Annotated in this window: 19 protein-coding genes; 8 read left to right on the top strand and 11 right to left on the bottom strand. The window is 69.9% G+C overall.

Translation table 11 applies throughout. The features are described 5' to 3' along the window. Positions 1-31: 31 nt before the first annotated feature. From LDL21_RS17860 to LDL21_RS17840, 5 genes are all read left to right on the top strand, one after another. Entirely contained in the window at positions 32-2,155 is a 2,124-nt protein-coding gene (locus tag LDL21_RS17860) for a RecQ family ATP-dependent DNA helicase (RefSeq protein ID WP_225281024.1), read from the top strand. Positions 2,156-2,234: 79 nt separating this feature from the next. Beyond that, positions 2,235-3,326, top strand: a complete 1,092-nt coding sequence (locus LDL21_RS17855; RefSeq protein ID WP_225281023.1) for a methyltransferase — start codon at positions 2,235-2,237, stop codon at positions 3,324-3,326. Between the two features lie 62 nt (positions 3,327-3,388). After that, positions 3,389-3,778, top strand: a complete 390-nt coding sequence (locus tag LDL21_RS17850; RefSeq protein ID WP_225281022.1) for a hypothetical protein — start codon at positions 3,389-3,391, stop codon at positions 3,776-3,778. 64 nt (positions 3,779-3,842) lie between these two features. Then, positions 3,843-4,802, top strand: coding sequence for a non-homologous end-joining DNA ligase (ligD, locus tag LDL21_RS17845; protein WP_225281021.1), 960 nt, complete (start codon positions 3,843-3,845; stop codon positions 4,800-4,802). A 77-nt stretch (positions 4,803-4,879) separates the two neighbouring features. Beyond that, on the top strand, positions 4,880-5,830 hold the full coding sequence (locus tag LDL21_RS17840) for a D-isomer specific 2-hydroxyacid dehydrogenase family protein (protein WP_225281020.1): 951 nt from the start codon (positions 4,880-4,882) through the stop codon (positions 5,828-5,830). Here LDL21_RS17840 and LDL21_RS17835 read toward each other — a convergent pair. Both LDL21_RS17835 and LDL21_RS17830 read right to left on the bottom strand, forming a co-directional pair. Beyond that, on the bottom strand, positions 5,824-8,568 hold the full coding sequence (locus LDL21_RS17835; protein WP_225281019.1) for an ATP-binding protein: 2,745 nt from the start codon (positions 8,566-8,568) through the stop codon (positions 5,824-5,826). The genes LDL21_RS17840 and LDL21_RS17835 overlap by 7 nt on opposite strands. A 53-nt stretch (positions 8,569-8,621) precedes the next feature. Then, positions 8,622-9,422 carry a DUF5602 domain-containing protein gene (locus tag LDL21_RS17830; protein ID WP_225281018.1) on the bottom strand — a complete coding sequence of 267 codons (801 nt, stop codon included), beginning with the start codon at positions 9,420-9,422 and terminating at the stop codon, positions 8,622-8,624. A gap of 234 nt (positions 9,423-9,656) precedes the next feature. Here LDL21_RS17830 and LDL21_RS17825 point away from each other — a divergent pair, with 234 nt between their 5' ends. From LDL21_RS17825 to LDL21_RS17815, 3 genes are read left to right on the top strand one after another with little or no spacing between them, the layout of a single operon-like run. Then, positions 9,657-10,391: an ESX secretion-associated protein EspG gene (locus LDL21_RS17825; RefSeq protein ID WP_181698333.1), complete on the top strand. Its 735-nt coding sequence runs from the start codon at positions 9,657-9,659 to the stop codon at positions 10,389-10,391. Between the two features lie 36 nt (positions 10,392-10,427). Further along, entirely contained in the window at positions 10,428-10,799 is a 372-nt protein-coding gene (locus LDL21_RS17820; RefSeq protein ID WP_181698332.1) for a hypothetical protein, read from the top strand. Further along, the gene (locus LDL21_RS17815; RefSeq protein WP_225281197.1) at positions 10,799-12,226 is read left to right on the top strand and encodes a hypothetical protein; all 1,428 of its coding nucleotides are present in this window, start codon (positions 10,799-10,801) and stop codon (positions 12,224-12,226) included. Before LDL21_RS17820 ends, LDL21_RS17815 begins: the two co-directional genes overlap by 1 nt. Positions 12,227-12,625: 399 nt before the next feature. On the opposite strand, the gene LDL21_RS17810 is transcribed toward LDL21_RS17815, so the two are convergent. The 9 genes from LDL21_RS17810 to folC form a co-directional block, all read right to left on the bottom strand. After that, positions 12,626-12,844: a MafI2 family immunity protein gene (locus LDL21_RS17810; RefSeq protein WP_504805436.1), complete on the bottom strand. Its 219-nt coding sequence runs from the start codon at positions 12,842-12,844 to the stop codon at positions 12,626-12,628. Between the two features lie 103 nt (positions 12,845-12,947). After that, positions 12,948-14,063 (bottom strand): glutamate 5-kinase, encoded by a 1,116-nt coding sequence (gene proB / locus LDL21_RS17805; RefSeq protein WP_225281016.1) that lies wholly within the window; start codon positions 14,061-14,063, stop codon positions 12,948-12,950. Between the two features lie 111 nt (positions 14,064-14,174). Continuing rightward, positions 14,175-15,638: a GTPase ObgE gene (gene obgE, locus LDL21_RS17800; protein ID WP_181700559.1), complete on the bottom strand. Its 1,464-nt coding sequence runs from the start codon at positions 15,636-15,638 to the stop codon at positions 14,175-14,177. A 118-nt stretch (positions 15,639-15,756) separates the two neighbouring features. After that, positions 15,757-16,023, bottom strand: a complete 267-nt coding sequence (gene rpmA / locus LDL21_RS17795; RefSeq protein ID WP_067486232.1) for a 50S ribosomal protein L27 — start codon at positions 16,021-16,023, stop codon at positions 15,757-15,759. Positions 16,024-16,045: 22 nt separating this feature from the next. Continuing rightward, a complete protein-coding gene (gene rplU / locus LDL21_RS17790) occupies positions 16,046-16,357 on the bottom strand; it encodes a 50S ribosomal protein L21 (RefSeq protein ID WP_067486230.1) in 312 nt (103 codons plus the stop codon). 232 nt (positions 16,358-16,589) lie between these two features. After that, the gene (locus tag LDL21_RS17785; RefSeq protein ID WP_225281015.1) at positions 16,590-19,709 is read right to left on the bottom strand and encodes a translation initiation factor IF-2 N-terminal domain-containing protein; all 3,120 of its coding nucleotides are present in this window, start codon (positions 19,707-19,709) and stop codon (positions 16,590-16,592) included. Positions 19,710-20,205: 496 nt separating this feature from the next. Beyond that, the gene (gene ndk / locus LDL21_RS17780; RefSeq protein ID WP_067486226.1) at positions 20,206-20,622 is read right to left on the bottom strand and encodes a nucleoside-diphosphate kinase; all 417 of its coding nucleotides are present in this window, start codon (positions 20,620-20,622) and stop codon (positions 20,206-20,208) included. A 46-nt stretch (positions 20,623-20,668) separates the two neighbouring features. After that, on the bottom strand, positions 20,669-21,067 hold the full coding sequence (locus LDL21_RS17775) for a DUF4233 domain-containing protein (RefSeq protein WP_225281014.1): 399 nt from the start codon (positions 21,065-21,067) through the stop codon (positions 20,669-20,671). Then, a complete protein-coding gene (gene folC, locus LDL21_RS17770) occupies positions 21,064-22,434 on the bottom strand; it encodes a bifunctional tetrahydrofolate synthase/dihydrofolate synthase (protein WP_181700591.1) in 1,371 nt (456 codons plus the stop codon). Before folC ends, LDL21_RS17775 begins: the two co-directional genes overlap by 4 nt. Positions 22,435-22,455 lie beyond the last annotated feature (21 nt).

Below are 22,455 nucleotides of genomic sequence, written 5' to 3'. Positions count from 1 at the left end.
CCTGTCGGTGGGGTGGGGCAGCATAGGGCCCATGACCACAGCGGCAGGTAACGACGTGCTCGACCTGATGGCTCCCGACCTGCGCGAACGCGCCGAGGAGCTGCTCCGCGACCTCGCCGGGCCGCAGGCCCGGCTACGCGAGGACCAGTGGACGGCGATCGAGGCGCTCGTCGTGCGGCGCAGCCGGGCACTGGTCGTCCAGCGCACCGGCTGGGGTAAGTCCGCGGTGTATTTCATCGCGGCCAAACTGCTGCGCTGGGCAGGTCGGGGGCCGACGGTGATCGTGTCGCCGCTGCTCGCCCTCATGCGCAACCAGGTGGCCGCCGCCGAACGGGCGGGGGTGGTGGCGGCCACCATCAACTCGGGCAATGTCACCGAGTGGGACGAGATCCATCAGCGGGTCGCCGACGGTGCGGTCGATGTGCTGCTGGTGAGTCCGGAACGCCTGAACAATCCCGACTTCCGCGACCAGGTACTGCCGAAACTCGCGGCCGACGCGGGGCTGGTCGTGATCGATGAGGCGCACTGTGTGTCGGACTGGGGTCACGATTTCCGTCCCGACTACCGCCGCATCCGCACCCTCATCGCCGACCTCGGTACCGACGTGCCGGTGCTGGCCACCACCGCGACCGCCAACGACCGGGTCGTCACCGATGTGGCCGGACAGATCGGCACCGACACACTGGTGTTGCGCGGCACCCTGGATCGTGAGTCGCTGCACTTGTCGGTGGTCCGGTTCGACGACGCGGTGCAGCGCACGGCGTGGCTCGGCGCCCACCTCGATCGGATGCCCGGTTCCGGCATCATCTACTGCCTCACCGTCGCCGCGGCGAACGACCTGGCCGACGTGCTCGCCACCCACGGCCACACCGTCGCTGCCTACACCGGCCAAACGGACCCGGCCGAACGCGAAGCGCTCGAGGCGGCCCTGCTGAACAACGAGGTCAAGGCCTTGATCGCGACCTCGGCACTCGGAATGGGCTTCGACAAGCCCGACCTCGGGTTCGTGGTGCACGTCGGCGCGCCGTCCTCGCCGATCGCCTACTACCAGCAGGTCGGCCGCGCCGGGCGCGGCACCGACCGCGCCGAGGTGGTGCTGCTGCCCGGCCCGGAGGACGCGCGCATCTGGAGCTATTTCGCCTCCGTGGCGTTTCCTCGCGAACACATCGTGCGCTCGGTACTCGCCGCCCTGGACACGAACCGGGCGATGTCGACGGCGGCGCTCGAACCGCTCGTGGAGCTGAACCGTTCGCGGCTCGAGATGGTGCTGAAAGTGCTCGACGTCGACGGCGCGGTTCGCCGCGTGCGCGGCGGCTGGCTGTCCACCGGACAGAACTGGACCTACGACACCGAGCGCTACGAACGCCTCGCCGCCGCCCGCGACGCCGAGCAGCAGGCGATGATCGACTACCAGTCGACCACGACCTGCCGGATGACGTTCCTGCGCCGCCAGCTCGACGACCCAGGCCTCGACGGCCTGGCCACCGCCGAGCTCGACTGCGGCCGCTGCGACAACTGCACCGGCACCCGCCCCGACACCAGCGTCGACGACGCCGCGATCGCCGCCACCCGTGCCCGCCTCGATCGCCCCGGCCTCGACCTCGCCCCGCGCAAACAGTGGCCGACCGGCATGGCGAAACTCGGAATTCCGTTGTCGGGCAAGATCACCGGCGGCGCCGAGACCGGCCGTGTGCTCGGCCGGCTCACCGATCTGGGCTGGGGCCAGCGCCTGCGCGCCCTGCTCGACGGGCCCGACGCCCCGGTACCCGACGCGGTGTTCGACGCCTGCATCGCCGTACTGCGCGACTGGGACTGGGCGGCCCGCCCCACCTCGGTCCTCGCCTTGGAATCGCCGCGCTATCCCCAGCTCACCACCAGCCTCGCGCAGCGACTCGCCCAGATCGGCCGCCTCACCGATCTGGGCACGCTGCACGCGCGCCCCGACCGCCCCCCGGTCTCGGCGGCGAACTCGGCCCACCGCGTCGCGGGATTGTTCGACTACTGGGAGGTACCCGACCTGTCGCAGGTGGACGGACCGATCCTGCTGGTCGACACCCTCACCGACACCGGCTGGACCATGACCGTCGCCGCCCATGCCCTCCGGGCGAGCGGCGCGGACGCGGTGCTGCCGTTCGCGCTGGCCACGCCGACCTGATCCACTCCGGCCCGGCGCGTCGCGAATCCCGTACCCTCAGCACGTACGCGCAGGTCGAACGGCCGACGATGGAGTCGCGATGACGACGAAGAAGCTGCCCCCGATTCCCGTGGTCCACGCGTTCGACCGGGTGCGCGACGCGCTGGCCAGGCTCCATCGGCGGCTCGTCCCCGGCCATATCGCGCTGCTGGAACTGCAGTTCGCGGGGTTCCTCTCCCAGGCCATCAGCACCGCCGCCGAGCTCGGCATCGCCGACCAGCTCGCCGACGGCCCGCGCACCTCGGCGCAACTGGCTGGCGCGCTCGAGGTGGACGAGGACGGACTGCGCAGGCTCCTGCGGCTGCTCGTGAGCTACGAGGTGTTCGCCCAGCGCCGCGACGGCAGGTACGCCCTGACCCGCATCGGCGAGGCGTTGCGGGGCGACGCGGCGGTGACCATGCGTGAGGTGGCCAGGTTCTTCGGCTCGCCCTACCACCGCAACCACTGGACCCATCTGGGCGATGCCGTCCGCACCGGCGAGGCGGTGGGCCAGGCGCTGGAGGGCGCGAGCTTCTTCGAATACGCCGCGCGCAATCGTGCGGTGGGCGACCTGTTCGACCGCGCGATGACAAGCATCGGCACGCTGTCGATCGAACCGCTGCTCGCCGCCTACGACTTCGGCCGCTTCCACACCGTCGTCGACGTCGGCGGCGGACGTGGCAGCCTGCTCGTCGAGATTCTCCGCCGGCACCCCGCGACCAGCGGGGTGGTGTTCGATCTGCCCGGCGTGGTCGAGGATCTGAGCACCGATCTCGCGGCTGCCGGACTCGGGCGACGCTGCACGGTGCAAGCGGGCTCGTTCTTCGAGGCCGTGCCCACGGGCGCCGACGCCTATCTGCTCAAGAACATCGTCCACGACTGGTCCGACGAGCACGCCGAACGCATCCTGCGCACCGTCCGCGCCGCCATGGGCCCGACCGCGACGCTGCTGGTGATCGAGCTGGTGCTGCCCGAGCATCATCGGCCGCACCCGGGCAAATTCGTCGATCTGGAGATGCTGGTCAATACCGAGGGCGGCCACGAACGCACCGAAGCCCAGTTCCGTGCCCTGCTCGACCGCGGCGGTTTCACCCTGACGCGCACGGTGGAAACCGTCGCGCCGGTCTGCGTACTCGAGGCCGTCGCGCGCTGATCGGGCCCGACACGCCGTCGCCGATTGTGTGTACCGCCGGTGAGCAGTGTTTCAATGCGGCTATGACCAGGACCACATTTGCTCGAACCCTGATGGCCGTCGCCACGGGCTGTGCGGCCGGCTTCACCCTTTTCACCGCCCCTGCCCAGGCGACGAACGAGAACCCCCTCGACTGCTCCGGGGTGCCGGGCGCCCAGGCCGCCGCCGACCGCGAAAGCGCGCGGCGCGGCATCGCCATCACCCCGCTGTGCTTCAGCGGCGGTCTCTACAGCGGCATCCACGCGGGCATCCCGCTGGCGGTGCTCAACCCGTTGACGATGCCCGGCACCAACACCGTGTGTGTCGCCGAACGCGAAACCGTCGAGGCGGCAGCCAAATTCGAATGGACCGAGCAGGTACATGTGATGCCGATGTGCATCCAGCACCGTGCCTTCGGGGTGTACGAGCTGTAGTCGCGGCGCCACGCGGGTCCGCTACCCGGCCACGGGGCGGGCCCGCTCGTCTATCGTTGCGCGTGTGGCCAAGTCTGCGGCTCCGGCGGTCGAACTGCCGGTGGGTGAGCACACGGTACGGGTCAGCAATCCCGACCGGGTGTACTTTCCCGAGCTCGGCGTGACCAAGCTCGACCTGGTGAACTACTACCTCGGCGTCGGGGACGGCATCGTCAACGCGCTGCGCGACCGGCCGTGCATGCTGCACCGCTTCCCCAAGGGGCTGGCCGGTGACAAGGTCCATCAGAAGCGGTTGCCCGCCGGTGCGCCCGACTGGATTCCGACCGTTCGGGTGTACTTCCCGCGCTACGGCAGGCATGCCGACGAACTCTGTGTGGAGAAGCTCGCCGACGTCGCGTGGGCGGTGCAGATGTCCACCGTGGAGTTCCATCCCTGGAATTCCCGCTCGACCGACACCGAGTCGCCCGACGAGTGGCGCATCGATCTGGACCCCATGCCGGATTGCCCGTGGTCGCGGGTGCAGCGCGTCGCCGGGGTGGTGCACGAGGTCCTCGACGAGTTCGGTGCCGTCGGCTGGCCGAAGACCTCCGGAGGCCACGGTCTGCACGTCTACGTGCGGATCGCCCCGGAGCACGGCTTCCAGCAGGTGCGCCGAGCGGCGCTGGCCTTCGCCCAGGAAGTCGAGCGACGCGCGCCCGACGACGTGACGACCGCCTGGTGGCGCCGCGATCGCGACCCCGGTGCCCTGTTCGTCGACTACAACCAGAACGCGCGCGACCACACCATCGCCGCCGCCTACTCGGTGCGTGGTGTCCCCGAGGCCACCGTGTCGACACCGGTGCGCTGGGACGAGATCGACTCCATCCATCCCCGTGATTTCACGATCCGGACCGTCCCCGCCCGCTACGCCGAACTCGGTGACATCCAGGCCGACATGGACGACGCCGTCTTCGACATCACCCCACTGCTGGAACTCGCCGACCGCCACGGCGTGGACGAACCCGTCGATCTCGACGAATCGTGAGTTCCTGGCTCGACGCGGTCCCGGCGGTCCGGGAGAATCGGAACTCTGCCCGCCCCGGCACCAATCAGGAGGACTTTGTGCAGGAATCCGCGATCACCGTCGCGATCGGTCCGGACCCGAACGCTCCGCGACTGCTCGAGAAGGCGGTTGTCGGCGCGGGTGCCCGGGTCGGTCCGCTCGCCGACGCCGACGCCCTGATCTGGACGGGGACGCCCGCTGATTTCCCGGCCGAACTGCCTGCGTCGGTGCGCTGGGTGCAGTTGCCCGCCGCGGGGATCGAGGACTTCTTCGACGCAGGCGTGTTCGCCGCCCACCCGGGCCCGACGTTCACCTCCGCGGCGGGCGCCTTCGCGCACAGCGTCGCCGAGCACGCGCTGATGCTGTTGCTGGCCGGCGTTCGGTATCTGCCCGAGCAGTTGCGCGCGACCTCGTGGCGGCAGCGCGAATTCTTCCCCCACGTCGGGTCGTTGCGCGGCAAGACCGTGACGATCGTCGGCGCGGGCGGTATCGGCCGCGCGCTGATTCCGATGCTCGCCCCGCTCGGTGCGCACGTGATCGCGGTGAACCGGTCGGGCAACCGCGTCACCGGACCCGGAATCGGCGCCGACGTGGAGACGGTGCCCGCCGATCAGCTCGGACGGGTCTGGTCGCACACCGACCATGTGGTCGTCGCGGCCCCGGCGACCGCGCAGACCCGTCATCTGATCGGTGCCGACGAGCTGGCCAGGCTCAAGCCGTCGTCGTGGGTGGTGAATGTGGCGCGTGGCAGCCTGATCGACACCGACGCGCTGGTCGACGCACTGAGGCGGGGGATCATCGGCGGTGCCGGACTCGATGTCACCGACCCGGAACCGCTGCCCGACGGGCATCCGCTGTGGGACCTGCCGAACGCGATCATCACCCCGCACGACTCCAATCCGCCGCAACTGCGCCTGGCCGCCTTCGCCGATCATGTGGGCGCCAACGTCACCCGGTTCGTGGCGGGCGAACCCTTGCGGGCGATCGTGGATCCGCAGCGCGGTTACTGACCGATCCGGCCGCTGCCCACCCAGGATGCGATCCGGCTGCGGCTGGTGAAGCCGAGTTTGGTGAGAATGTGCTGCACATGGTTCTGCGCGGTGCGTTCGGACAGGACGAGCGCGGCAGCGATCTCCCGGTTGGTGAGGCCGCGTGCCACGAGGCGGGCGACCTCGCGTTCCCGCGGAGTCAGTGTCGTGTCGCCGTTTCGGTGCACCGCGACCATCCGTAACCGCTCGATCCACGGGGTCATCCCGGCCGATTCGGCCACCGGCAACGCACCCCCGGCTACAGCGACGGCATCGGCGGTGGCGCCCCGGGCGAGCAGGAGTTCGGCCAGTTCGCAGTCGGCCTCGACGGCGAACCCGGGGGCACCGATCGTGCGGGCGGTCCGCGCCGCCGCGCGCAGATCCTTTTCGGCGGTATCCGGATCGTCCAGTACGGCAGCGAATTTCCCGAGCCACAACCTGACCGGTCCCAGATAGTGCGCGGTGCCACCGCCACCGGTGACGTGGCCGTGGCGGTAACGGGTCAGCCGCTCACGGAAGTAGGCCACGTCCTCGATGATGCCGAGTCCAGCCGCGACCGCACCACCGACGGTGAGCACATTGAGCGCGAAATACGGTGGGAACACCCAGGTTCCGGGGCGGCCGAGGCCACGGTAGAGGGACTCGGCCGCTGCGGTCATGCCGCTGTCCACCATCGGGAACGCGGTGCCGAGCGCGGCGAACAGCAGATTGCGCACCTCGCCGCGCAACGGTGCCTGCGGCAATGTCAGTGTCTCCGGCGGATGGCCGCGATGGTGCCCGACCACGACCAGCAATGACCGGTAGGCGCCGAACGCGGCGGGATGGCCGAGCGCGGTAGCCAGCTCGTGCGCCCGCCGGGCCCGGTCGAGAGCGTCGTCGAACTCGGCGCGCGCCTGCGCCAGCGCGGCTTCCGCGACCAGCCGGTGCCACCGCGCCATCGGGCCGCCGGTGTGTTCGGTACACCAGGACAGGCACGACAACTCGCCGGTGATCGCGCCCAGATCACCCTGCTCCCACAGCGCATCGATGCGCCACAACCTGCCCCACATCTCCATGGCCGGGTCGCGCGCGTGCTCGCCCGCGGCGATCATTCTCGTGGCGAGTTCGCGATGTTCCTCGCGATGGTCGGGCCCGCTGCAGGCGAGCTGACGGGCCCGTAACGCGGCGGCGAGGACGGCCGGGTCGGCACTGCGCTCGGCCACCGCGAGCGCGACCCGGCTCGACGCGTCGACACCCTGTGAGCGGCCCAGGTAGATCGCGGTTTCGGTGGACCGGGCCAGCAACCGGGCTCGCAGTGCAATAGGCAGGCCGTCGGCGGCGAGCGCTTCGGCGCACGCATCGGCGATATCGCGGTCCCAGCCGCGCTCCCCGATCGGTTCGAGTACCAAGGCCGCTTCGGCCTGCAGGACTGGTTCCCCTGCCTTGCGGGCCAGTGCCTCGGCAGCGGCGCAATCGGCGCGGGCGGCGACAAGGTGACCCGCCCTGACCTGTGCGGCGGCCCGCTCCAGCAGCAACCTGCCCCGCTCGAGCGGTTCCAGCTCGGCGGCATGGGTCACCGCCAGCCCGTAGAACCGCACGGCGTCCTCGAAAGCCAGCTCCCGCAACGCCACCTGCGCGGCGCGGCGCGCCCAGCGCACGGCGGGCTCGTGCGCTCCGGTCACCGCGGCATTCGCCCAGTGCCAGGCCAAGGCGGCCGAATTCGCCTCCACCGCATCGGGATACAACGCTTCGATGGCCAGGGCCGCCCGCTGATGCAGCACCACGCGCTGGTGCAGCGACAGATCGTCGAGCAGGGCGGCCCGCACCAGCGCGTGCGCGAACCGCACGGTGCCCGGATCGTCGTCGGTCGCCAGCAGACCCGCGTCGACCGCTTCGTCCACCGCGGCCAGACAGTCCGCCGCCGAGCGCTCGACCAGCCGCGCGGCGACCGCGATCGAGAACCGCTCACCCAGAATCGAGGCCGCCCGCAACAGTTCCACGGCCCGGGCCGACCGCGGCACCATCCGCGCGCGCACCACCTCGCGCAGACTGGTCGGCAGGTGCAGCGCGTCGTCGGTGCTACCGCGCATCGACCGACCGAGTTCACGCAGGTAGAAGGGGTTTCCACCAGTCATGTCGAAGGCACGGTCCGCCAGTTCGGCGGGTAGCGCGCGGCCCGCTTCGAGCTGCAAGCAGCGCGCCGAGTCCGCAGGCGAGAGCCCACGCACGGGCAGCGAGGCGGTCACCGGTTCACGAAGGAGTTCGGGCTTGATCGCGGTCCAGCCACCGTCCTCGGCACCGGTGCGCTCGGTGGCGCACACCATGACCCGGCGATCCCGCAGCCCGCGCACGACATAGAGCAGGGCCTGCAGCGAGGGCTCGTCGGCCCAGTGGATATCGTCGATCACCAGCAGCGTGCCGGTTGCCGCGCCGTCGTCCAAGCTCGCCGCGAACGTTTCGAACAGTGCGACCCGGTCGCCGTCGGGCGCGGCGATCCCCGGGCCAAGCGCCTGGCGCCACAACCAGAACGGCGGCGGATCGGGCAGCTCGAGCGCCCGCGCCCAGAGCGTGCGCACCCCTCGCTCACGTGCGCGCGCCGCCAGCTCGGCGACCAGCCTGGTCTTGCCGACCCCGGCCTCGCCGGTACAGATCACCTGCTGTGGAACCGCGTGGACCGCATCGTCGAGCCGGGCCAGCAGGTCCGCCAGCTCCCACTCGCGCCCGATCAGCTCGGTGATCACACCTCACCTCCGAGTAGACGAGCCTACTCGCAGGTGAGGGGCTTGCAGAAGGGTCAGGAAGCGGTGCGATCGGTGAGCCCACCGACCTTCACCACATACTCGTCGGACGCATCGTCGAAGCTGATCGAATAGGTGGTCGGGTACCGCGCGGTGTGCTGGTAGGCCTGCGGCTGCGGGATGTCACCGGTGAACGACGGCTTGGTGAGCAGCCATTCCAGGGTGAACATCGGCTCGGTGAAGATGTACTGGCCGTCCCAGGAGCCGTTGATCAGGGTTTGCGTGAATTGGCCCGGTGCGACCGGATTGCTCATGTCGAGCCAGTGCACGCCCATCGCGGGGACCGCCTGCATCTCGATCGGCTCGGGCGCCGTCACGTAGCCGGCCGGCATGTATTTCGCGTCCGGGTTCACGGCCGCTTTCGCCAGGAACTGCGGATCCTGCGGGCTGATCGCCGTCACCGCCGCGGCGTCGATGAAATAGAAGTGGGCGTCGAAGTGCGGCTTGTCGAACATGCCTGCCGGTGGATGGCCGTGCGGCACCCAATCGAAGGTGAGATGGTCGACCACCGCGCCCGCGGCTTCCTTCGGCAGCGCCAACGGTCTACCGGCGGGCGGTGGGCCCTCCGGCGCACCGGCGGGCATGGGCAGCCCCTCCAGTGCCGCCTCCTGGATTCGCAGGCCGACCTCGGTCGGCTTGCCCGAGTCATCGGTGGTCACGTAGGTGCGGATCTGCCCGTTGCCGAGGGCGAGTTCGTCGCCGTAGTAAGTCGTCGCGTCACTGTCGTCACCGCAGGCCGCGCCGAAGGCGAGCACGAGAACGGCGGCCAGTGCCGTGGTGATGCCGCGAGTACGCATGGTCCTCACCCCGGTTCCGCGAGTCGGACGGCCGCCTCGAACGTAGGTCATAGCTCCTCCAGTCAACGGATCTGTCCTGACGGTAGGAGTCACAGCGGCAACAGACGTCCGCCGAAATACTCATCCGGGTACTCATTGCGCCGGAGTTTCCATTCGGGCGGATGAACGGTGCGCCGGATTCGGACACTGCGGTTAGGCTGAGCTCGTCCTGGTTCGGTAAGGATGGGATCGGCAATGGGATGGACCTTCACCGCGGACGAGTTCGCGCACGTCTGGCGGGAGACCGGTCGCGACCGGGTGCCGTTTCCGCTGCGGTTGCTCGAAACGCCGCGCACCGAGGACGAAGCGCGCCGATTACGTTCGACTCTCGATCAGCGACTGACGCCCGGCACCGATCCCGACCTCACCGCGTGCCTGCGGATCGTCGCCGAACCGCACGCCAGGATCGTGCTCGTCGGCGGCGGGCACACGCCGGGCAGCGAGATCCGGTTACTGGCCTGCGCTGTCTACGATCACGCGGTTCTCCTGGTGCAGGAACCCGGCACCCGGCCCGATTACGGTGGGCAGGTGCGGGTTTCGATCGGGCACAGCGCCGGAATCGGCGCGCGCGTCACCGCCTGCCTGCCCGACACACCACCCGGACGTGAACCCGCTCGTGAGGCGGCGGCCGACGCGGTGCGCGACGAGGAGACCGTGATCGCGGCCCATCCCGCGGTTCCCCGGATCCAGCGGTTGCTGCGCCGCCCGCACACCGCCGAGGGGCATATCCGCATCGAAACCGGACTCGACCGCGAAACCCCTTCCCCACCGCTGCATTACAGCTGGATCGACGTCGCGAACGACGGGCGCTACCTGCTGCGCGTGGGGGAAACGGTGCACGTGGTTCCCGCTTCGACCGGTCAGCTCGCCGCGCAACTGCAGCGCCGGGTGGCACCGGCGCACAGTTCGCACAATCGTAGGTCCGGCTAGCCTGGACACCGACGCTTGATCTGGAGGGGAGACGCGATGACGATCGAGAGCAGCCGAGCCGAGATCTCCCGGTTCCGCAGCGCCGCCGCGGCGGGGACGGTGAAATTCGATCCCGAGGCCGCGCGCCGGTGTGCCGATCTCTACGCACAGCAGGCCGACCGGCTCGCCGAGTTACGCCACGATCTCGAAAACGCCGCCGAGGCAGGCGGATTCGGTGGTTTCGTCTCCGCACAGCAATTACAGGCCGGCTTCGCCCACAAGGCGCGCGATGCCGCCGATCTGCTCGATCGCTACATCGAAGCGGCCTACCGGATGCGTGAGGCGTTCCTGCTCAGCGCGGGCCTCTACGAGGAAGCCGACGCCGCCGCCTCCGCAGCGCTGCGCGCCATCGATACGCGGGTGCACTGATGAGTACTGATCCCACCTACATCAGTGCGATGGAACATTTCGAATCCATGCCGCACGAACAGATCTACGCCCGCACCCAGCAGATCGACGCCGGGGAGATCCTCGGCGCCTCGATGGCCTGGCTGGAAACCGCCGCTGCCCTCGTCACCCTCCCCGTCGCCAAGTCCAACGCCGATCAGGTGATGGAGGAGGCGGGATGGGAAGGCGAGGCCGCCGAAGCCGCCGCCGCGAGCACCCGCAGCTTCGCCGCCGCCATCGACGAATTGGCCGCGGTGATGGCGGAAGTCGGCACCCGCCTCGGTGGGGTGGCGGCCGCCGCCGAAGCGGTGAAACTGGCGGTGGTCGCCCCCGGCGACTCCGGCCCGATCGGCACCATCGCCCGTCTGCTGGCAGCCGCGGATGTCATCGACGCGCAGATGGCGGCCGAAGCGTTGCGCCAGGAAGCACTCCTGGCCATGAACATGATCTACAAGCCCGCCTACACCCTGGCCGGAACCGGCGTCCCCGCCCTTCCCGTGCCGGCTGCGGATTCCCCTGTCCCACTGGAAAACCCGCCCCGAACCAACGGCACTCCCCCTGCCGAGGTCACCCCCGAAACCCCGGCACCCGCCAGCCCGAACAACTCCGCCCCCACCACCGAAAACCCCGCGCCCCCAGCACCGTCGACCGAAGCACCTGCGCCGACCGAAAACCCGGCGCCACCCGGACAGCCGAGCCCCAACCCCGCTACCCCCAGCGAAAGCCCGGCCCCGACCACTGAACTTCCGGCACCCCCCAGCGAAAGCCCCTCGCCGACGAGCGAGCCACCTGCCCCGCCCAGCGAAACCCCCGCCCCCACCACCGAACTCCCGGCCCCGTCGAGCGAGATTCCGGCCCCGTCCAGCGAGCCACCAGCCCCGCCGAGCGAAAGCCCCTCCCCCACCACCGAACTCCCGGCACCGCCCAGCGAAACCCCCAGCCCGACAACCGAACTCCCGGCACCGCCCAGCCAGAGCCCCGCCCCGACGAGCGAGCTCCCGGCACCGCCCAGCGAAACCCCCAGCCCGACAACCGAACTCCCGGCACCGCCCAGCGAGAATCCCGCCCCGCCCAGCGAGCCACCGGCACCGCCGACGGCGAATCCTGCTCCGCCACCGGCGGAAAGCCCGGCACCGCCGAGCGACCCTCCCGCGCCACCGAGCCAGAACCCTGCACCGCCGAGCCAGCCCCCGGCACCGCCCACCCAGCAGGACTCCAACCCGACCGCCCCGGACACCAATACTCCGCCGGTCGTACCACCCGCACCCCAGAACGCCCCCGACATGTCCGACCCCGGCGGCCAACCCGGCGTCACCGGCCCCGTCCCCGGCGCCGAACCGCCCCGACCCACACCACCCCAACCCCCGGGCGGCCTGGACCAGCCGGGCGTCATCCCGCCGCAGCGATAAAATCCGACGCATTCGGCCGGGGAACGCTCACCCCGGTCGCGTCTCGCGGCCGACGTGGACCAGCCTGATGTCATCCCGCCGGCAACTTCAGGCATCGACTTGATAGGTCGACGGCTGCAGGACAACCCGTACAGCTCGGGACAGGCCCAAGACGATCACGAGCGGACCGAACTCAGCGGGACGAGCTGCCGGGGCTGGTACCGGCGCTGCACTCTAGGCGTCGCGGTCGGCGCAGCCAGACGGGTCGACGCGGCGCGGTCAGCGCAGGTGACGCCGGTCAGCGCGAGCCGTCCGACGCTGATCCGGAACTAGCCGCCCACCGTCAGGGCCGGTTTCCGCCCGTCGTCGACGGCACGTTCTCCTCAGGCGCCGGGCCGTCAGTGTGCATGCTGCAGTCGATCAGCCTTCACGCCGATGAAAAACGAGATGCCATCCGGGAGGCATGGCGACCCTCGTCGGCGGATCCAAGCGTTCGATGCGCTCGTCCACCCGGTGATCCGGAAAGTCCGCGATCACTTCGGCGGCTACACAGCTGGTCGAATCGCGATCGTCGTCGGTGATCGCTCCCTCGACGACGAACCTGATGGAGATCACCCCGTCTTCCACCTTGCAGAACACCGCCCTGACAGCGGCCGAACCTCGTGCCACAAAGCGCGATTCACCGAGAGGACCACAGCGTCGCGGCTCGGCTCCGGCTGCTTGTCGGTCGAGGTCGGGACGCTCACACCTTGACGAGGTCGTCGGCGTGGATGACCGGGCGCTGCATGGTTTCGGGGAGGTCGGTGGTGGAGCGGCCGAGCATGGTGGACAGTTCGGTGCTGTCGTATTCGACGACGCCTCGGGCGACGACCTCGTCGGTGGGGCTGACGAGGTCGACCACGTCGCCGCCGAAGAAGCGCCCGCGCAGGCCGGTGATGCCCGCGGCGAGCAGGGAGCGGCGTTCGGCGACGGCGGCGACGGCGCCGTCGTCGAGCAGGACGGCGCCGCGGGTGTCGGCGGCGTGGCGGACCCAGAACTTGCGGCCCGACAGGCGCACGGGGCGGGCGGCGAAGGCGGTGCCGACCGTGCCCGCGGAGAGGGCGGTCGCGGCTTCGGCGGCCGAGGCGAGCAGGACGGGGATGCCCGCGTCGGCGGCGAGGCGGGCGGCCGACAGTTTGGAGGCCATGCCGCCGGTACCGAGCGCACCACCGCTGCCTGCGATGACACCGTCGAGGTCGGCGCTGCCGCGCACCTCGGGAATGAAATTGGCGGGCCCCTTGCGCGGGTCGCCGTCGTAGAGCCCGGCCACATCGGAGAGCAGGATCAGGGCGTCGGCGCCGACGAGGTGGGCGACGAGGGCGGCGAGGCGGTCGTTGTCACCGAAACGGATCTCCTCGGTGGCGACGGTGTCGTTCTCGTTGACCACCGCGACCGCCCCGAGCGAGCGCAACCGGTCGAGGGTGCGCTGCGCGTTGCGATGGTGCTCCCGGCGGGCGAAATCGTCGGCGGAGAGCAGTATCTGGCCGACGGTACGGCCGTAGCGGGCGAACGAGGTTCCCCAGGCGTGCGCCAGGGCCAGCTGGCCGACACTGGCCGCGGCCTGTTTGGTGGCCAGATCCTTGGGCCGCTTCGACAGGCCGAGCGGTGCGAGCCCGGCGCCGATGGCACCCGAGGACACGACGACCACATCGGACCCGGCGCGCATCCGCGCTTCGACGGCATCGGCGAGCAGATCGAGCCGACCGGTGTCGAGACCGCCTTCGAGGCTGGTCAGAGCCGAAGACCCGATCTTGACCACCACGGTGCGCGCCGACACGATCGCGGCCCGCCCCTGACTCAGCTCCGAACCCACCTGCATCGCCCAACTCCCTGCACGAATCGTCGTCGACGGGCTCGCAGGAGCCCTACCGCAGTATGCCGACCGACTCGTCGCGCCCGACAGCGAATTTCGCCGGGCGCGACACCACCGTCAACTCTTCCGTTCACCGTTCTCGTCGAGCAGACCACGCCGCGCCTGCGAGGCGAGCTTGCGCTCGGCCGCGCCGATGCGGTCGTTGTTCTCGAGGCGCAGGTCGGTGCCACGCCCGGTCGGCTGCATGTCGACACCGGCCGAGATCTGCGGCTCCCACTCGAAGGTCACCTCGCCGATGGTCACCGGGCAGCCGGGTTCGGCACCCTGCTTGACCAGCTCCGCTTCGACACCGAGACGAGCCAACCGGTCGGCCAGGTAGCCGACGGCCTCGTCGTTGTTGAAATCGGTCTGGCGGATCCAGCGTTCCGGCCGGGTACCGCGCACGATGAAACCGCCGGGTTCCTGCGGATCGGCGATCACGCTGAAACCGGACTCGTCGGTCGCGATCGGGCGGATGATCGGACGCTTGGGTGCCGCCTTGGGGTGGTCTTCGCGGTACTGGCGGACCATGTCGGCCAGTGCGAAGGTCAGCGGGCGCAGACCGGCGCGGCTCACGGCCGAGATCTCGAAGACCGGCCAGCCGCGGGCGGTGAACTCGGGCGTCACCATCTCGGCGAGCTCTTTGCCGTCGGGGACGTCGGTCTTGTTCAGGATGACCACGCGCGGGCGATCGGCCAGGTCACCCAGGCTCTCGTCACCGGAGAGCGCGGGCTTGTACGCGGCGAGCTCGGCCTCGAGCGCGTCGACATCGGAGACGGGGTCGCGGCCGGGTTCGAGTGTCGCGCAGTCCACGACGTGGGCGAGTACCGCGCACCGTTCCAGGTGGCGCAGGAAGTCGAGCCCGAGGCCGCGACCCTGGCTGGCGCCGGGGATCAGGCCGGGTACGTCGGCGACGGTGAAGGTGGTGTCACCGGACTGCACCACGCCGAGGTTCGGCACGAGCGTCGTGAACGGGTAGTCGGCGATCTTCGGCTTCGCAGCCGAGAGCACCGAGACCAGCGACGACTTACCGGCCGACGGGAACCCGACCAGACCGACGTCGGCAACCGACTTCAGCTCGAGGACGAGATCGATTTCCTCGCCCTCCTCACCGAGCAGCGCGAAACCGGGCGCCTTGCGCGCCTTGGACGCCAGCGAGGCGTTGCCGAGCCCACCACGACCACCACGGGCGATGATGAACCGGTTGCCGACGCCGACGAGGTCGACCACGACCTTGCCGTCGCTGTCCACGACGACGGTGCCGTCGGGCACCTGCAGCACCAGGTCGGTGCCCTGCTTGCCGTCGCGGTTGCCACCCTCGCCCGGCTTGCCGTTGCCCGCCTTGGCGTGGGGATGGAAGTGGAAATCGAGCAGGGTGTGCACGTTGGCGTCGACCTCGAGGATCACATCGCCACCGTTGCCGCCGTTGCCCCCGTCGGGACCGCCGAGCGGCTTGAACTTCTCACGATGCACCGAGGCGCAACCGTGTCCACCTCTACCGGCACGAACATGCAGCACGACGCGGTCGATGAATTTGGACATGGGTTGATCCTCCTCCTTCTGACTTGTCGTTTGCGGTAAGGGTGGAAGAACACGACAGAGCGGGTCAGGGAAACCCTGACCCGCTCTGGTGTCCGTGGGGAGCTGACGCTCCAGGCGGTCAGGCCTGGACCGGCTCCGGGACAACGATGTTGACGGTCTTGCGGCCACGCTTGGTGCCGAACTCGACCGCGCCCGCCGCGAGGGCGAACAGGGTGTCGTCGCCACCACGGCCGACGTTGACGCCGGGGTGGAAGTGGGTTCCGCGCTGACGGACGAGGATCTCGCCCGCGCTGACCTTCTGGCCGCCGAAGCGCTTCACGCCGAGGCGCTGGGCGTTCGAATCACGACCGTTCCGGGAGCTGGATGCACCCTTCTTATGTGCCATTGCTTCGTCTCCTCGGGAATTCTTACTTGATGCCGGTGACCTTGATGACCGTCAGCGGCTGACGGTGACCCTGGCGCTTGTGGTAGCCGGTCTTGTTCTTGAACTTGTGAATCCGGATCTTCGGACCCTTGGTCTGATCGACGACCTCGGCGGCCACGGAGATCTTGGCCAGCTTGTCGGCATCGGTGGTCAGATCGGCGCCGTCGACGACGAGAACCGGGGTCAGGGCCACGGCGTCGCCGGGCTTGCCCTCGATCTTCTCGACCTTCACCAGGTCACCGACCGCGACCTTGTACTGCTTTCCGCCGGTCTTGACGATTGCGTACGCTGCCATCGGTCGGCTTCCTCCACTCACGTTGGTCCTGCACATGTCCACGCCGCAGCTGCGACGCGTATTCCTGGGCTCATCCCCGCACGTGCGGGGGAAGAACGTTAGCTGCCTGCCTGCGGTATCACCCGGCCGTCCGGCCAGATGCCCAATCGCTGGGCAGCGACCGACCTAGGTTACCAGAACGGTATGCCGTCCCCCAATTCGGCCGGTCAGGGCCGAATCGGGGGACGTCACCTCAGTTCGATTCCGGCGCAGGCGCGCCCGCCGGACGTGCCACCGCACGCCTGCGCGGCTTGCGCTGCGGGACGACGACGGGTTCGGCGTCGAAGTCCACGACGGCTGCCGCGGGCGGCTGCTCGTTCGCCGAGACGACGAACACCGCGCCCGCGCTGTCGGCGGCCGGAGCCGCCGTCGAACGGGCTACACGACGCCTACGCGGCGCCCGGGCGGCCGGTTCCTCGGCCACCGGGGATTCCTCGGCGGCCGGAGCGACGGGCTCCCGGGCGAGTGAGGACGATTCGACGGGCTCGACCGTCGGCGCCTCGTCGGCCGGGGCAGGCGTGACGACGACTTCCTCGACCACCTCGTCCTCGGCCGGGACGACCCCGGTCAGCGCGGGGCTGTCGATCGCGGTCTCGGCCTGCGCGGCGCGGTTGGACCGCCGCGACCGGGACCTGGAGCGCGAGCGGGTCGGCTCGGGAGCCGGCTGCTCGGTCTCGACCTCGGCCGACACTGTCTCGCCGTCCTCGTCGCCGTGGTGGGCGGCCATCGCCAGCGCGACCGGGTGGGCGCGCTTGACGGCGATATCCTCCTCGTCGGCCTCGGCGACCGGCGCGGTGCCGTTGGTGGCCGGTGCGACCGCCTGCGCGGGCTTGGCGTCGCGGTCCTTGTCCTTGCCGCGGCGACGCCGCGAACCGCTCTCCTTGCCGCGCGGTTCCTCGATGCCCGACCCGGAATCGACCGGGTAGGAGTGCACGAGGATGCCGCGGCCGTGGCAGTGCTCACAGGTGGTGGAGAACGCCTCGACCAGGCCGGTGCCCAGCTTCTTGCGCGTCATCTGGACCAGACCCAGCGAGGTGACTTCCGACACCTGGTGGCGGGTGCGGTCGCGGCCGAGGGCCTCGGTGAGGCGGCGCAGCACCAGATCGCGGTTGGACTCGAGCACCATGTCGATGAAGTCGACGACGATCATGCCGCCGATGTCGCGCAGCCGCATCTGGCGCACGATCTCCTCGGCCGCCTCCAGGTTGTTCTTGGTGACGGTCTCCTCGAGGTTCGAAGAGCCGGAACCGGTGAACTTGCCGGTGTTTACGTCGACGACGGTCATCGCCTCGGTGCGGTCGATCACCAGGGTGCCGCCCGAGGGCAGCCATACCTTGCGGTCGAGCGCCTTGGCCAGCTGCTCGTCGATGCGGTAGGCGTCGAACACGTCGACACCGTTGTTCTCGTGCCGGTTCACCCGCGGCAGCAGGTCGGGGGCGACGGTTCGCACATAGTTCTCGACGGTGCTCCACGCGCGGTCACCCTCGATGACCAGCTTGGCGAAGTCCTCGTTGAACAGGTCGCGGATGACCTTCACCAGCATGTCCGGCTCTTCGTAGAGAGCCTTGGGCGCGTCCTTGGCCGCGTTCTTCGAGGCCTCTTCGATGGTGCGCCAGGTGGCCTGCAGGCGTTCCACGTCGCGCGCCAGCTCGGGCTCGCTCACACCTTCGGAGGCGGTGCGGATGATGACGCCCGCGTCGGCGGGCACGATCTCGCGCAGGATCTCCTTGAGGCGCTTGCGCTCGGTGTCGGGCAGCTTGCGGCTGATCCCGGTGGAGGTGCCACCCGGCACGTACACCAGGAAGCGACCAGCGAGGGAGATCTGGGTGGTCAGGCGCGCACCCTTGTGGCCGACCGGGTCCTTGGAGACCTGGACCAGCACGGTGTCGCCCGGCTTGAGCGCCTGCTCGATCTTGCGTTCCTTGCCGCCGAGACCGGCGGCCTCCCAGTTCACCTCACCGGCGTAGAGCACACCGTTGCGGCCGCGGCCGATGTCGATGAACGCGGCCTCCATGCTCGGCAGCACGTTCTGCACCTTGCCCAGGTACACGTTGCCGACCATCGATGCCTGACCGGAGCTGGTCACGAAGTGCTCGACGAGGATGTTGTCCTCGAGCACCGCGACCTGCGTGGTGGTCTGGTGGCCCGGTGCGTGTTCGGCCGGATCGAACGCCTTCTCGCGCACGACCATCACCCGGTCGACGGCCTCGCGACGGGCGAGGAACTCCGACTCGGTGAGGATCGGCGGACGACGGCGGCCCGCGTCGCGGCCGTCGCGGCGGCGCTGACGCTTGGCTTCCAGGCGGGTGGAACCGGAGATGCCCTGCACCTCGTCGGAGGCACCGGCCCGGCTGCGGCTCTTGTTGCGCGGCTCGCGCTCGTGCACGACCGTGTTCGGCGGGTCGTCCTCGGCGGCGTCGGTGTCGGCGGAGTCCCCACCGACCTTGCGACGACGACGGCGCCGACGGCGACGGCTCGCGCCCTCGGGCTGGTTGTCGTCGTCTTCGTCGGAGTCGTCGGACTGCTCGGCCTCGGCCGGGGCGGGCTGCTCGGCGGCGGGCTCGTCCTCGGTGTCGTGCTCGTCGCTGTCGTTGTCCTCGCCGTCGGCGGACTGCTCGCCACGGCCGCGACCGCGACCACGGCGCCCACGACGACGACGGCGCGGCTGCCCGTCGGCGTCGTTGTCACTGTCGGAGTCGGTATCGGTGTCGGTGTCACCGGACTGGTCGGTGGCCTCGGTCTCGTCGAGCGCCTCGGGCTCCTCGACGGGCTCTTCCACCTTCTTGGGCGCGCGTTCGGCGCGACGGCGCTTGCGCGCCTCTTCGGCGGCGCTCGCGTCGGGCGGCAGGAACAGCGGCATACCGACCGAGGGCGCCTCGAAGGCCACCGGTTCGGGGGCCGGTTCCTCGGTCGCCCGGTGCGTGAACAGCCCGGTGTGGGCGTCGTCGGCCATCGGGGCGAACACCTCGTCGGGGCGCGCGACCTCGGGCGCGGAGAACAAGGTGGTGGTCGGGTCGGCCGGCTGCTCGGCGACGGGTGCGGTGGCTTTCTTCCTACCCCTGGTGGTCGGGGCGGGTGCCGGGGGTTCGCCGGTTTCGGCGTCGGCGGCGGCGATCGCGTCGCGTACGGTCTCGGCGACCGCTCGGTCGACATTGGATTGCACGCTGCGCGCCTCGGCGCCCAGCTCCGCCAATTTGGCCAGGATGCGCTTGCTGGTCACTCCCAGTCGTTTGGCCAGTGCATGAACTCGAATTCGCTCCGGCAATTGATCGGCATCCTGTTGTGTTGTGTCCAGCGGCTCTTGTTCGGCCACGAAGTCTCCTCGGGCCCCCGGGCGCGTCCATCCCCGGTACGGGAGTGACGCGGCCGGCGCGGGGGCATCGTCCGTGCACCTCGTACCCGATGGTACGAGGGTCATCTGGTCTCGCCCCGCGTATCCGGTCGCGCCTGGAATCGATCATCTGGCGGGCCAACCGGTCACGCGGCGCCTGGCTGTACGGCGTGACGCCGCGCGCTGAGGCGCTCATCCAGCGTGCCCGGCAACCCCAGCAACAGGGTTGTCCATGGCAGCGATGATCGGCATCCAACTGCGGTGTCATCCGGTCATGTCCGTCGCCGCTGCCGCGTACCTGCGCGTCAGGCTGTCACCGACCGCCCTGGTGGGGCTGCGATGACATCGGTATCGAACACATCCGTCTTCAGTATCCCATATGGTTCGCGCGGTGATCGCCATCGGCGCAACTCGCGCGCGGAACCGTCACTCGAGCCCGTCGCGTCCGCACCGGACGCGACGAGCGAGAACAGCACCGTCAGGCGGGGAATTCGGGGAACCAGAGCGCGATCTCGCGCTTGGCGGACTCGGGCGAGTCGGAGCCGTGAACGAGGTTGTACTGGGTCTCGAGACCGAAGTCGCCGCGGATGGTTCCGGGGACGGCCTTCTCGACCGGGTCGGTGCCACCGGCGAGCTGACGGAACGCCGCGATCGCGCGCGGGCCCTCGAGCACGGCCGCGACGACCGGGCCGGAGGTGATGAATTCGATCAGCGAACCGAAGAACGGCCGCTCGGCGTGTTCGGCGTAGTGCTCGCCCGCCAGTTCGGCGGACACGTTCTTCAGCTCCAGCGCCTTGATGGTGAGGCCCTTGCGCTCGATGCGCGCCAGGACCTCGCCGACGAGGCCACGGGAGACACCGTCCGGCTTGATGAGTACCAACGTCTGCTCAGTCACGCGCTAACCCTAGCGTCGGGTCGGCGTCTACGCCGAACGACCCCGTTCAGGACTGGGTCCGCCGCATCCGCTGGCTCGGCAACAACCCGGCGTCCATGCGTCGCTGCACGTCGTAGCGCAGCATCAGGATGAATGCCCACACGGCCGCGAACACCAGCCCGATGATCCCGATCGACAGGTGGATGAACGTCCCCGCCAGCACCAGGACCTGCAGCCCGAGGTTGAACGGGATGGCCCACGGCTTCCGCTGCAATCCGGCACCGAGGATCATCAACAGCGCGAGGACCACCAGGTATGTGCCCGAGAGCCAGGTCACCCCGCCGCCGACCGAACCGACGACCGGCAGCGCCAGCAACACCACGATCGCCTCGAGGATCAGCGTTCCGGCCATCACCCCGCGAAACCCCTTCCAGGGGTCGGTGGCGGGGGGTGGAACCGCACTCATGAGGGCCCCTTTCCGAACAGGGCGCGTGCGGCGCCGGCGGTGACCACCGAACCGGTGACGACCACGCCCGCTCCGGAGATCACGTCGCCGTCGTCGCCGGCCTGTTCGGCCAGGGCGATCGCCGATTCCAAGGCGTCGGGCAGGGTGTCGGCGGTGATCACGCGCTCGTCGCCGAAACGCTGGACGGCCAGGTCGGCGAGGGTGTCGACGTCCATGGCGCGCGGCGACCCGTTGCTGGTGACGACGATCTCGTCGAACACCGGTTCCAGGGCGTCGAGGATGCCCGCCGCGTCCTTGTCGCCGAGTACGGCGACCACACCGACCAGCTTGCGGAAGTCGAATTCGCCGGTGAGGGTGTTGGCCAGCGCCTGCGCGCCCGCCGGGTTGTGGGCGGCGTCGACGAAGATGGTCGGCGCGTTGCGCATCCGTTCCATCCGGCCGGGGCTGGTGACGGCCGCGAATCCGGCGCGCACGGCCTCGATGTCGAGCTGACGCTCGGCACCCGCCCCGAAGAACGCCTCGACGGCGGCCAGCGCGAGCGCGGCGTTGCGGGCCTGGTGCTCGCCGTGCAGCGGCAGGAAGATCTCGTCGTAGACACCGCCGAGCCCCTGCAGGGTCAGCAGCTGGCCGCCGATGGCGACGGCCCGTTCCAGCAGCCGGAATTCCGCGCCTTCGCGCGCGACCGCCGCGTCGGCCTCCACGGCCCGGCGCAGCAGCACGTCCATCACCTCGGGGGCCTGTTCGGCGATCACCGCGACGGTGTCGACCGGAACAAGTGCTTCCTTGGCGCGCTTGATGATTCCCGCTTTTTCCTTGGCGATCGACTCGAGGTCGGGACCGAGGTACTCGGTGTGGTCGAGGCCGATGGGGGTGATCACGGCGACCTGGCCGTCGATCACGTTGGTGGCGTCCCAGGTACCGCCCATGCCGGTCTCGACGACAGCCACGTCGACGGGTGCCTCGGCGAACGCGGCGTAGGCCATGCCGGTGAGCACCTCGAACTTGCTCATCGCGGGCCCGCCCGACTCGGCCGAACGCCGGTCGATCATGTCGATGTAGGGCGCGAGCTCGTGGTAGGTCTCCACGTACCGGGCGGGGCTGATCGGCGCGTTGTCGATGCTGATCCGCTCGGTCGCCAGCTGCAGGTGCGGGCTGGTGATCCGGCCGGTGCGCCGGTGCAGGGCGGTGAGTAGCGCGTCGATCATCCTGGTCACCGAGGTCTTGCCGTTGGTGCCCGCGATGTGGATGGCCGGGTAGTTGTGCTGCGGGTTGCCGAGCAGATCCATCAATGTGCTGATGCGCGTGAGCGACGGCTCGATCTTGGTTTCGGGCCAGCGTTTGTCGAGTTCGGCTTCGACGAGCGCCATTTCGGCCAGCTCGACCGGCGA

This window comes from Nocardia rosealba (genome assembly GCF_020216065.1).
GTDB lineage: Bacteria > Actinomycetota > Actinomycetes > Mycobacteriales > Mycobacteriaceae > Nocardia > Nocardia rosealba.
The sequence above is the reverse complement of the archived record's forward strand: the minus strand, read 5'-3'. Positions and strand labels throughout refer to the sequence as shown.